10 protein-coding genes are annotated in these 12,007 nt (G+C 40.2%); 8 read left to right on the top strand and 2 right to left on the bottom strand.

Annotated elements, in window-relative coordinates; translation table 11 throughout:
- Positions 1-211: 211 nt before the first annotated feature.
- Entirely contained in the window at positions 212-1,093 is an 882-nt protein-coding gene (galU, locus tag MKY18_RS16320) for a UTP--glucose-1-phosphate uridylyltransferase GalU (RefSeq protein ID WP_034660174.1), read from the bottom strand.
- A 269-nt stretch (positions 1,094-1,362) separates the two neighbouring features.
- Here galU and wecB point away from each other — a divergent pair, with 269 nt between their 5' ends.
- Positions 1,363-2,502, top strand: coding sequence for a UDP-N-acetylglucosamine 2-epimerase (non-hydrolyzing) (gene wecB / locus MKY18_RS16315; RefSeq protein ID WP_106067045.1), 1,140 nt, complete (start codon positions 1,363-1,365; stop codon positions 2,500-2,502).
- An 82-nt stretch (positions 2,503-2,584) separates the two neighbouring features.
- On the opposite strand, the gene MKY18_RS16310 is transcribed toward wecB, so the two are convergent.
- On the bottom strand, positions 2,585-3,505 hold the full coding sequence (locus MKY18_RS16310; protein ID WP_065097923.1) for a LytR family transcriptional regulator: 921 nt from the start codon (positions 3,503-3,505) through the stop codon (positions 2,585-2,587).
- 182 nt (positions 3,506-3,687) lie between these two features.
- Here MKY18_RS16310 and MKY18_RS16305 point away from each other — a divergent pair, with 182 nt between their 5' ends.
- From MKY18_RS16305 to MKY18_RS16275, 7 genes are all read left to right on the top strand, one after another.
- Positions 3,688-4,011 carry a hypothetical protein gene (locus tag MKY18_RS16305; RefSeq protein ID WP_003212891.1) on the top strand — a complete coding sequence of 108 codons (324 nt, stop codon included), beginning with the start codon at positions 3,688-3,690 and terminating at the stop codon, positions 4,009-4,011.
- Positions 4,012-4,035: 24 nt separating this feature from the next.
- Positions 4,036-6,144 (top strand): SpoIID/LytB domain-containing protein, encoded by a 2,109-nt coding sequence (locus MKY18_RS16300; RefSeq protein WP_342497581.1) that lies wholly within the window; start codon positions 4,036-4,038, stop codon positions 6,142-6,144.
- 15 nt (positions 6,145-6,159) lie between these two features.
- Positions 6,160-7,650, top strand: coding sequence for an N-acetylmuramoyl-L-alanine amidase (locus tag MKY18_RS16295; RefSeq protein ID WP_065097925.1), 1,491 nt, complete (start codon positions 6,160-6,162; stop codon positions 7,648-7,650).
- A gap of 231 nt (positions 7,651-7,881) precedes the next feature.
- On the top strand, positions 7,882-8,460 hold the full coding sequence (locus MKY18_RS16290; RefSeq protein WP_113767767.1) for a hypothetical protein: 579 nt from the start codon (positions 7,882-7,884) through the stop codon (positions 8,458-8,460).
- Positions 8,461-8,659: 199 nt separating this feature from the next.
- A complete protein-coding gene (locus MKY18_RS16285) occupies positions 8,660-9,319 on the top strand; it encodes an exopolysaccharide biosynthesis polyprenyl glycosylphosphotransferase (RefSeq protein WP_003213432.1) in 660 nt (219 codons plus the stop codon).
- Positions 9,320-9,337: 18 nt separating this feature from the next.
- Complete coding sequence (locus tag MKY18_RS16280) at positions 9,338-10,789, top strand: MOP flippase family protein (RefSeq protein WP_034620148.1); 1,452 nt, start codon at positions 9,338-9,340, stop codon at positions 10,787-10,789.
- Positions 10,786-11,970 (top strand): glycosyltransferase, encoded by a 1,185-nt coding sequence (locus MKY18_RS16275; RefSeq protein WP_065097926.1) that lies wholly within the window; start codon positions 10,786-10,788, stop codon positions 11,968-11,970. Before MKY18_RS16280 ends, MKY18_RS16275 begins: the two co-directional genes overlap by 4 nt.
- Positions 11,971-12,007: the final 37 nt, after the last annotated feature.

Here is a 12,007-nt window from a genome sequence, read left to right as displayed (position 1 = left end):
AGCTTTCAGCATGTAGACAAACCCTCGCATTCGGTGTCAGTCCTGCGTGCTGGTGCTCACGAATGTCAAATTCGCTCCGCTCCAGTACTCGTCCTTCCTAGACTTCAAAGGTTTTCTATCACGCTGAGCTGAAAAGAAGACAAAGGGCTAAAATAAAGATCATTTTAGCCCTTTGTCAACAATCTGAAGCTACCGATTCCGGCAGCTTTTTTTAATTCACTTCTTCTTTTTCGAGAAGCTGTTTCATAAATGGAATGAGTTTCTTTTTCAGATCCTCATCTTGAAGGGCAAACTCGAGAGTCGTCTCGATGAAGCCTTGCTTCTCACCAACATCGTATCGTTTTCCTTCGAAATCATAGGCGAATACACGCTGGATATCATTCAGCTTTTGGATGGCATCTGTCAGTTGAATTTCCCCGCCTGCACCAATTTCTTGCTGATCAAGGTACATAAAGATCTCTGGCGTGAAAATGTAACGTCCTAAGATGGCTAGATTGGATGGTGCTGTACCTTGCGGCGGCTTTTCCACAAAGTTTTTCACTTGGTAGCGGCGTCCTTCTTGTGTAAGAGGGTCGATGATCCCGTAGCGATGCGTATCGCTGTCTGCTACCTGCTGAACACCGATCACAGATGAAAGGGTCTTTTCGTATTCATCCATCAGCTGGCGAAGCCCAGGTGTTTCGGCTTGAACAATATCATCACCTAATAAAACGGCGAATGGCTCGTCACCGATAAAATTGCGTGCGCACCAAACAGCGTGTCCAAGTCCTTTAGGTTCCTTTTGACGTATGTAATGAATGTCAGCAATGTTAGAGGATTTTCTCACCTTTTCTAGAAGCTCGCTCTTCCCTTTTTCCTCTAGGTTGCGCTCTAGCTCTGGTGCAAAATCAAAATGATCCTCAATGGCTCTTTTTCCTTTTCCAGTGACGATAATAATGTCTTCAATTCCTGATTCAACAGCTTCTTCAATAATATATTGAATGGTTGGTTTATCAACGATTGGCAGCATTTCTTTAGGCATCGCTTTTGTTGCAGGGAGGAAACGTGTCCCAAGGCCTGCAGCTGGTATAATGGCTTTACGTACTTTTTTCAATGAACTTTGCACCTTCCTTACATAGATAACCGATTTAATCACTCAATGTTTGTTCTTGGTCGTCTGTTTAAAGTGTAACTTACAAATCATAGGAAAGACAAATAATTTCACTAAAATGAATTTTAGATAATTCATATTTTATATGTTAAATGTAAAGGAAAGAGAAATTTAACGTTAATTCAATGTAAATTTCTTTTTTTATACCATTAAATTTATCCTCCAAATTGTGTATAATTGAAAGTACTATACTAGGAAAGAGGATTAAACAAGTGAAAAAACTAAATGTAATGACTATTTTCGGTACTAGACCTGAAGCGATCAAAATGGCACCACTTGTCCTTGAATTAAATAAACATCCACAGATAAATTCGATTGTCACTGTGACAGCCCAGCACAGAGAAATGCTTGATCAAGTTCTTGAGGCTTTTTCAATTACGCCAGATCATGATTTAAACATCATGAAGCAGCGCCAGACATTATCTGAAATCACATCAAATGCACTGTTAAAGCTAGACCAATTATTCCAAGAAGAAAAACCTGATATTGTCCTAGTCCATGGAGATACTACAACAACCTTTGCAGGAAGCTTGGCAGCATTTTATCACCAAATTTCAGTTGGGCACGTCGAAGCAGGATTGAGAACACACAATAAGTATTCGCCTTTCCCAGAGGAATTGAACCGTCAAATGACAGGCACTATTGCCGATATTCATTTCTCTCCTACAGAGGAAGCGAAGCAGAATCTTTTAATTGAAAATAAAAAAGAAGAGACCATTTGTGTGACAGGGAATACAGCGATTGATGCCCTGCAAACTACAGTTACTGAGCATTATCAGCACCCTATTTTAGAGAAAATAGGCACGGATAAAATGATTTTGTTAACGGCCCACCGCAGAGAGAATCTCGGCCAGCCGATGAAAAATATGTTTAGAGCCATTAGACGTGTTGTAGAAGAGTTTGAAGATGTTCAGGTCGTTTATCCTGTTCATTTAAACCCTGCCGTACGTGATGCAGCTCAGACAGAATTTAGCGGTCTCGATCGTGTACACTTAATTGAACCGCTTGAAGTCGTTGATTTCCATAACTTTGCTGCCGCTTCGCACTTTATCTTAACGGATTCTGGCGGTGTACAAGAGGAGGCGCCTTCTCTAGGGAAGCCAGTTTTAGTGCTCCGTGATACAACAGAACGTCCAGAAGGCGTGAAAGCCGGCACACTTAAGCTTGCAGGTACGGATGAAGAGACCATTTACAAAATGGCTAAAGAGCTGCTAGTAGATCAGAAGGAGTATGACAGCATGTCGAAGGCGTCTAACCCTTATGGTGACGGACAAGCATCGAGACGAATTGTCGAGGAGCTCCTCCATCGATTTGGATTAAGTGAAGAAAAACCTGCCCCATTTAAATCATAAAAAAAGAAGACAAAGAGCTAAAATAAAAACCATTTTAGCCCTTTGTCAACAATCTGAGACTACATTCATGTAGTCTTCTTTTTTACTGCTCCAAACTGTCCTTCAATTCCTTCTTCACTTTAGCCAAACTGCTATCATCAAGCTGATAATAATAGATATTATTGATGCGTGCTCCTGTACCTTTCAGCTCGTGTTGCTTCACATGCTGTCTTGCGTCACGGTAGTCATTCATCATCGTCCACATGTCATCAAAGGACATGTTGGTCTTCATATTGTTTTCCACGACTTTGAACATATCGCCGAACTTCGTAATAGATGAAATGTTTGCCCCTTTAGCAATGATGCCTTCAATGACTTGACGCTGCCTTTGCTGACGTCCGAAGTCACCCTTTGGATCTTGTTTTCTCATTCTTGTGTAGGCAAGGGCTTGATCGCCATTTAGATTAATTTCTCCTGTACCAAATGAATGACCATCATAGCTGAAAGCAAATGTGCTGTTCACTGTAATACCGCCAACTGTATCGACAATATCCTTAAAGCTTTCCATATTGACTTTTACGAAGTAATCAACAGGTACATCAAGCAATTCCTCTACAGTATCAGCTGCCATTTGTGTGCCGCCGAATGCATAGGAGTGGTTAATTTTATCCATTGTGCCTTTTCCGACAATTTTCGTATACGTATCACGCGGGATACTCACCATCTCAGTCGTTTTGGTTTTTGGGTTAACGGTCATGTATATTAATGTATCTGCACGGCCTCGGTCATTTTTTCTTTCGTCAACACCCATGACTAAAATAGAAATCGGGTCTTTCTTATTTAAATCGACATCTTTGTCACGCTTATCTGACTTCTTTAAATTCTCCTGAATGCCTGCCACGGTTGATGCTGCTGTATTCCAAAGATGATATGCATATCCGCCAGTTGCTAATACGAATAAGCCAATAATCGATAAAACAATCCAAAGAACCTTTTTCTTCTTTCGTTTTCTTTCAGCTCTCATAATGTCCCTCACCTTTTCTATGATTCTTCCATGATTATAGGTTTACGAATCTTGATAAACAAGTTATTTTTTTACTCTGAACCTAGATATAGACGTTGTAACAAAAAAAAGGTTTCAAAAAACCTTAAATTTACCTTAAAATATTAAGTTATAAGACGATACAAAGACATGAGGTGAAAAAAATGAAGAAAATCGTCGTTTTACCGTTCTTAATACTACTACTTGGTATCGTGCTCACAGCATGTGGAACGGCTGAGCAGTCCTCGGGAGAAAACAACACAAGCAGTTCAACTCCTCAGGTGCTGGAAGAAAAAGCTGAATTTATTGGAATGGCTGATGCACATACAGTCGAAGTGAAAAAAGTGAATACGACCTTAAGCTATGAATTTACGGATAATTTTAAAGATGTGTTAAATGAATTCAAACCAGGAGACAAAGTAGAAATCTCTTACTTTATCAATGACAGTGGTCAAAAGGAAATTCAAAAGATTGAAAAACAGAAGTAAAAAAGATGGGCGGGATGAACAAAATTGAAGAAAATTATTTTATCAATTATTGTACTTTTTATGTTGACAGTCTCTCTTCAACCAATGCAAATGTTTGCGTCAAGCTCTGTAATTTCAGTTAAATTGTCAAATTACGTGGGTAATCAAAAAAGTTTAAGCGTATCCACTACTGGTGCTTATAAAGTAGTTGGTAACAATGTCTCAACAGTACAACGATATGCTGGTAAGACTCTATATGATACTGCTAATTTCATTGCTTCGAATGGTTGGAAGAAACCTGCAACAATAGTTGTTGTAAATAAAGATGCATTTTCAGATGCTATCTCAGTCGCACCACTGGCTTATAAATTAAATGCACCAATTCTTTATACAGAAAAATCAGTTTTAACTAAGGCGACAGAATCACAAATAAAAAAAATGAATCCTGATAATATATTAATTATTGGTGGAACTTCTGTTATATCAACAAAAACAGAAACAGCCTTAAAGAAATATGGAAAAATCAAGAGAATTAGTGGGGCTACTCGATACGATGTTTCCAAAAATATTGCTAAGGAAATGGGTACATATAGTCAGGCAATTGTGGTAACTGGAAGAGTTTTTGCAGATGGAGCAGCTATTGCACCTTATGCGGCTAGGAATGGTTACCCAATCTTACTCACACCTAAATCTAAGTTGCCTAATTATTCACTTCCTAAAAAAGTAATGATAATTGGTGGAGAGAATGCAGTAGGTAAAAGTGTGGAAAAACAAATCAAAAAAACATCAAGTGTTACACGTATTGACGGAATGACTCGATATGATGTTGCTGCAAATATAGTTAAGAAATTAAATATGGGAGCAAAAAAGATTTACTTAGCAAGAGGCTCATCCTTTTCAGATGCAATTCCGCTTTCGTTAATAGCTGCAAAGAATAATAGCCCTATGGTGTTAATTAAAAAAGATGATATAACGACTCCTGTAAAAAACATTCTCAAAGAAAAAGGAACATACTCATTTCACATAGCTGGTGGAACGGGTGCCGTAACGGAAAAGGTTCAAAAGAAATTAGCTAATGAATTTTATCTTCAAACAAACACACCATACCAATTGAATATTTCTAACGGAAAAATTTCATTAAAAGGCATAAAGACGTATAACACTGTAAGAGTTGTTCCTGAGAAATATTCAACGAAAAATATCCTTCAAATTGCAGGGAAGCCTTACCTAGGCAGCGTCAACTTTGCAATTGAATCAGGTTATATCAGGCCGACTCTCGAAAATATCCCATTTGAAGACTATCTAAAAGGCGTGGTACCAAATGAAATGCCTGCAAGCTGGCATGTTGAAGCGCTAAAAGCACAGGCAGTGGCCGCTAGAACGTATTCAGTGAAAAGTATTGGAAAAGTCGTACCTGATACAACTGCCTTCCAAGTATATGGAGGATATAACTGGTACACGAATTCGACAAAAGCTGTCGATGCCACAAAAGGGAAAGTACTGAAATACAACAATCAGCTCATTTCAGCCACCTATTATTCTAGTAATGGCGGATATACAGAGGCAAGTGAAGAAGTGTGGGCAAATGCACTGCCGTACTTAGTGGCCAAAAAGGATACAAAAGATCCGGTCAATGCATGGACATTAAAACTCTCTAAAAAACAGCTAGGCACAACATTGACTGCTAGCACAGCAGCATCTCAGTGGTCTAAGGCAAAAGAGACAAATGCAACGGATCTTGCTGGTCTCAAATCATGGCTGCTCAAAAACAAAGAAACAGCTGCATCTGATATGAAGATTGCATCCATCTCAAGCCTGACGTTCTCAGGAAAAACAAAAGGCCAACGTGCGAAGACGGTATCAATCAAGCTGACATATCATCTGAAAAATAAAACAGGCACATATGCAGTAAACAAAAGTACAACGGCAAGTATGAAGATGACCGAGTTTAGATCCATCATGGGCGCAACAAAGGTGAAAAGCACATTTGCGTCAGTCAAAAACAATACAAATGACTTTACGATTTCAGGAAAAGGATATGGTCACGGCATTGGCATGAGCCAATACGGTGCCAAAGCTAGAGCAGAATCTGGAAACTCATATTCTTCCATACTTTCGTTCTACTATCCAGGTGCAAATCTAACAAACTATTAACAGGAGGAGAAGATTATGCACGCTACTATTAGAGCTTTTTTTATCAGTTTATTAGTGCTGTTTATGTTTACTCCAACTATATTGGCTGATAATGCTGTAACGAAAATAGATGGCAGTACACGTTATGCAGTAGCAGTAAATGCAGCCAAAACAGGTTGGAAAACAGCTGATACAGTTGTGTTAGTTGGGAAAACGGCATATGCTGATGCACTTACTGCAGTGCCTTTTGCATATCAAAAAAACGCACCAGTTTTATTTACAAATAAAGACACATTGTCTGCAGCGACCAAAAAAGGTTTGAAAGATCTAAAAGCAAAAAAGGTTATTATCATTGGTGGTGGAAACACAGTTTCTAATAATGTTGCAACTACAATGAAAAAAATGGGTATTTCTGTAACGAGAATTTATGGCCAAACTCGCTATGATACAGCTTCATTAATTTCAAAACAAATGAGGAGTTCAAGTGTCGCAATAGTTGCAAATGGTTTTTCATATGCAGATGCAGTAGCAATCTCTCCGTATGCTGCTAAAATGGGATATCCAATTTTGTTAACAAACGATAGAAGTTTAGTTAAAGTTACAGCATCAACTATTAAAAGTAGAGGGGTCAAACAAACTATTGTAATCGGTGGAGAATCAAGAATTAACAGAACGACATATAATCAGTTGCCTTCTCCAACTCGTGTTGGTGGTGCAACTCGTTATGATACGGCAGCAAGTATCGTAAATAAATATAATATGAGTACAAGTAATACTTATCTCAGTAACGGTTTTGCATATGCTGATGCTGTAACAGGCGCAAGTATTGCAGCTAAAAAGGGAAAAGCATTCTTGTTCACAAATAAAAAAAGTCTACCCGTTGCAACTAGAAGTGCGATAGGTAATAAAAAAATAAATAGTTTTAGTACAATTGGCGGTACAAATGTAATCTCAACAAACGTTTTAGCACAATTGAAAAACCCTGTCGTCGGGAAAAAAGTATTCATTGACCCAGGTCATGGCGCACATGATTCAGGAGCTGTAGGCTACGGGTTATATGAAAAGAACTTGAATTTAGATGTAGCCAAGCGTTTAAATACGAAATTAAACAACGCGGGTGCACTTGTTACCATGTCAAGAACATCAGACACATTTGACAGTCTTCAAACACGAGTGAGCAAAGGTGCGTCAGCAAATGCAGATATCTTCATCAGTGTCCATGCAAACTCAAATGATAACAGCAGTGCAAACGGAACAGAAACGTATTATGACAAAACATATGCGTCTGCAAACAGCTTGAAGCTTGCGCAAAACATTCAGCCGAAAATGGTCAGTGCACTTGGTACAAGAGACCGTGGTGTGAAAACAGCTGGATTCTACGTGATTAAATATTCTAAAATGCCGAGTGTTCTTTTAGAAACTGGTTTTGTGTCAAGTCCAGTTGATTCAAACATCTTGAAATCGGCTACGTATAAAGATCGTTTAGCGTCAGGCATTTCAAGCGGTGTGTCAGGTTACTTTAGATAAGAAAATACAAACATGAGGGGTGCCTCAGATACTCCTCTTAGGCTGCTCGAGAACGTCTCTCGGCAGCCTTTTTTCAAAAGTCTATGAAGTGATCGGGTCATCAATAATGTGTCAAGTTAAAAATACATTTCATTTCTAGTTATCTTTGTTATAATTGAAACATAAAAGGTGAATGGTTTACGCATGAATCTAAGCGACAGCCAATCGACAAATCATGAAGAGGTGACAATTTTGAAAAAATTAATCACAATGCCGTTTCTAGTATTGCTTCTAGGTGTACTACTCACAGCATGCGGCACAACAAATCAATCAAGCGACAACAATAAGGATGACAGCAAAAAGGAAACAACCGAAGCAGCTGATCAAAAGAAAGAAAATGCTTCAGAGAAAAAGGAAAAAACAGAAGATCAGTCATCAAATGAAAAAGCAGATGATCAAAGCAAAGAAACAGTTGCTCCAAAAGAAGAGCAATCTGGTCAATCTGATGAAGACGCAAAAGACAGCTCAAGTAAAGAAATCACAAAAGAAGAACCTACTAAGGAACAATCAAAAGCTGAATCTAAAACAAAGAAAGAATCAACAACAAATAAGAAAAATGAAGTCACCAAGGAAGGCACATATGTCGGCTTGGCTGATGGACATACCATTGCTGTGAACATTGATGGCAAAGAAGTCGCTATTCAATTCGGAAATACGTTTTCTAAACAAGTGAACAGCTTAAAAGAAGAATCAAAAGTGAAAGTCACTTATACAAAAGATGCAAACGGAACCCTTCGATTAAAAACGATCGAATCTGTTAAAGCAAAATAAAGAAAAGACCCGGAGACCCGCAGAATTGCGGGTCTTTTTTACGTTGAAAAGGGCATAACTTGATATAAGTGCACATTCTTAACACAGTTTTACAAGACTTAACAGCGCATTTACATTTGCTTAATGTTGCTCTGCTAAACTGACTTTCATAGAACATCTCTTTACACAACAACTACTTTGAATGGTGAGGTGCAGGTCAGTGAGTGCAGAGAAAGCGATGAATCTTTATAGAGAATATGAAGTGAGACGAAACCACTCTTTTGCTTTAACAGAACATATGGTTCGTTATTTATTTGCAAAACGTTTCATAGATTTAATGTTCTCGTTCATCGGATTGATGTTGAGTACGCCAATCATTTTGCTGTTTGCTCTTTTGATTAAGCTGGAAACACCGGGACCAGCCTTTTATATGCAGGAGAGGGTCGGGAAAGACGGTGTTTACTTTAAATTATGGAAGCTCAGATCGATGAGAACCGATGCTGAAAGCGGAGGAGCAAAATGGGCACAAAAAAACGACCCACGTATCACCAAAGTGGGAGCCTTCATTCGTAAAACAAGAATCGATGAACTCCCTCAATTCATCAACGTGTTAAAAGGAGAAATGAGTATCGTAGGTCCGCGTCCGGAAAGACCGATGTTTACCGCAGAATTTAATCGGACGATTCCAGGTTTTACGAAAAGATTAACGGTCAAGCCGGGACTGACAGGTCTTGCACAAGTAAATGGAGGATATGAAATGAGTCCAAGTGAAAAATTAACACACGACTTACATTATATTCAAAACTTGACATTTTCTCTCGACACGAAGATTATGGTAAAAACGTTAAAAGTCATCATGACGGGTGACGGAGCCAGATAAGTAAAGTAGGGAAGAGAAATGGCAAGTATGAAAAAACGCATGCTAGGCGGGGCAAAATGGACAAGCTTGTCCGCATTCATCATTACGATCATCCAAATTGCACAGTTCGCCTTTTTAGGGAATGTGATGTCACTGAAGGAGTTTGGACTCGTTGGCATGATCACAACTGTCACAATATTTACGCAGATTTTACTTGATCTAGGGATCGGGGCAGCGATCATCCAAAAGGAACAAACAACAGAACGTCAATTATCCACATTATATTGGATCAACTTACTCACTGGAGTTGTCTTATTCTGTTTACTCATTCTAGTTAGCCCAATGATTGCCGCCTTTTATAACCGGCCAGAGCTGGAGGGGTTGCTGAAACTATTATCAATCATGTTTTTGATTGCTCCTATTGGCCAGCAATACCAATACATGATGCAAAAGGACCTAGCCTTTAAAACATTAAGTGCCATTGAAGCCGTTGCAACCATGATATCGCTGATTGTTTTACTCGCTTTGACCTTCTTCATCAATCCGATTGTTGCCTATGTCATTTCTCAAGTGCTGCTGCAATCAGGAAAAGGGCTTATGTATGCCGCAGCTTATTGGAAGAAGTGGCGCCCAGCACCTGTTTTTGCATTAGGAGAAGTGAAAGAATTCTTCTCATTTGGTGCATTCCAGCTCGCATCCAGACTAGTCAATCGAGCAGGATCGAACATAGACATGATTTTAATCGGACGGTTTCTTGGAGCAGAAGCGTTAGGTATTTATAGCTTGGCATATCAAATCGTGACGATCCCCGTGCTGAAGATTAACCCAATCGTGACGAGAGTGGCTTTCCCGGTTTTCGCAAAAAGTCAGCGTGATCACTCCATGCTGCGAGAGGGCTTCCTCAGTATGACGAATATGCTCGCATTGATTAGCTTTCCGTTATTAATCGGTCTTGCTGCCGTATCAGATAGCTTTATAGAAGTAGTGTTTGGCGAGAAATGGCTCGTAGCTGTTCCGGTTCTTAATATATTATGCATTGTCGGACTTCTGCGTGTGCTGATGAATCCAAACGGGTCAATACTTCTTGCAAAGGGGAGAGCGGACTTAGCCTTTTATTGGGATACGGGGATGCTTCTTGTGTATGGATGCGCCTTATATGTAGGTGTCAGCACAGGCAGTCTGCTCACAGTAGCTTGGGTTTACTCAGGTGTCAGCCTGCTCAACTTCATTGTCGGCAGATGGCTCATGGCGTATGTCATTCAGCTAGATATGAAGGTTTATTTGAAATCACTTGGCAAGCCTGCTGCTATGACGCTATTGATGGCCGCCTGTGCGGTAGCCCTCCATCAAGGGATGAAGCTGACGTCAGCCGACATTTTACTTCAATTAGGATTGACGATTTGTGTCAGCGCAGCATTGTATGGCTTGCTGCTCATCAAAATGTATCCGCAAGTTGCAGGCAAATTATTGAGAAGAGGTCGTTCGTCATGAAGGTGCTATGGCTGACAAGTGTATATCCTAGTGAAACACATCCAAGTGAAGGCGTATTCCATGAAACGCAAGTGCAGGAGCTGCTCAAACAAGGAATACAAGTGACCGTCATATGTCCCAACCCGGTCAATCCACCGGTTTTGCGGATGCTGAAGGCGTCCTATCGGCAGAAAAAAGATCTGCCCGAGCAGGAAGTGAGAAACGGAGTGACCGTATACAGGCCGCCCTATACAGCGCTCCCTGGACAGCTGAAATGGGCACAGCCGAGTAAACGAATAGCTTCTACTGTTCTCAGCACCATGCAGCGTTATCAGCTGTCACCAGATTTTATCCATGCGCACTTTGCGATGCCATCTGGCGGAGCGGCGGCTGTGATTCAGAAAAAAACGCAAATTCCTTATCTTTTGACCTTACATGGCAGTGATGTGAACGTGTATCCGAGCTATAGCAAAGGGGCACATGCAGCCTTTGAAACGGCGGTGAAACAGGCATCTGCTGTTCTGACGGTGAGCGAGGAGCTTGCTAAAAAGACACATGACATGACAAAGGTAGAAGCGAAATGCCTCCCGCTCGGTATTCCGCTCCAGTCATTTTCTAAAACGAAAGAAGATCAACAAGGCATCAGGAAAAAGTTAGGCTTACCCCTTCACGACAAGCTCGTTGTCTTCGTCGGACGATTAGTCAAAGAGAAGGGCTTACTTGAATTAGCTGATGCTGTCAGCGGCTTGGATGGTGTGAAAGCAGTTTTTGTTGGAAAAGGCCCCCTTGCAAAGGAGCTCACAGAACGTGCTGGAGCATCCATTCTACTCCCAGGGCAGGTGCCGAATGATCAGGTGAAAGACTATTTAATAGCAGCCGATTTGTTTGCACTCCCATCCTATAGTGAAGGAATGCCAACCGTTGTTCTGGAGGCGCTCGCTTTAAAAGCACCTGTCATTGCGACAAGAGTCGGTGGTCTCCCAACCTTATTTTCTAGCTATCAACACCTCCTCGTTGATCCGCATTCGGCAAATCAGTTAAAAGAGGCCATTCACGCCTACCTTTATGAAAACAGATGGAATGAGCAAGTGAAAAACGATCTTTATCAAATCGTTCATACAGAATATTCATCAGCAAATAATACGAAGCAGCTCATACAGCAATATGAAAAGGTGCTTCATCAATCAAGATCCATCGTTTAAACAAGATGAAATGTGCAAAGAATGATAGATAGATAAA

Origin of the sequence: Bacillus sp. FSL R7-0672 (assembly GCF_038601465.1) — a bacterium.
Taxonomy (GTDB): domain Bacteria; phylum Bacillota; class Bacilli; order Bacillales; family Bacillaceae; genus Bacillus; species Bacillus pumilus.
The sequence above is the reverse complement of the archived record's forward strand: the minus strand, read 5'-3'. Positions and strand labels throughout refer to the sequence as shown.

Bases quoted from the DNA above. Each gene is read 5' to 3' on its own strand.
- MKY18_RS16310 (WP_065097923.1), bottom strand. From the start codon at position 3,505: ATGAGAGCTGAAAGAAAACGAAAGAAGAAAAAGGTTCTTTGGATTGTT.
- MKY18_RS16305 (WP_003212891.1), top strand. From the start codon at position 3,688: ATGAAGAAAATCGTCGTTTTACCGTTCTTAATACTACTACTTGGTATC.
- MKY18_RS16295 (WP_065097925.1), top strand. From the start codon at position 6,160: ATGCACGCTACTATTAGAGCTTTTTTTATCAGTTTATTAGTGCTGTTT.
- MKY18_RS16280 (WP_034620148.1), top strand. From the start codon at position 9,338: ATGGCAAGTATGAAAAAACGCATGCTAGGCGGGGCAAAATGGACAAGC.
- MKY18_RS16275 (WP_065097926.1), top strand. From the start codon at position 10,786: ATGAAGGTGCTATGGCTGACAAGTGTATATCCTAGTGAAACACATCCA.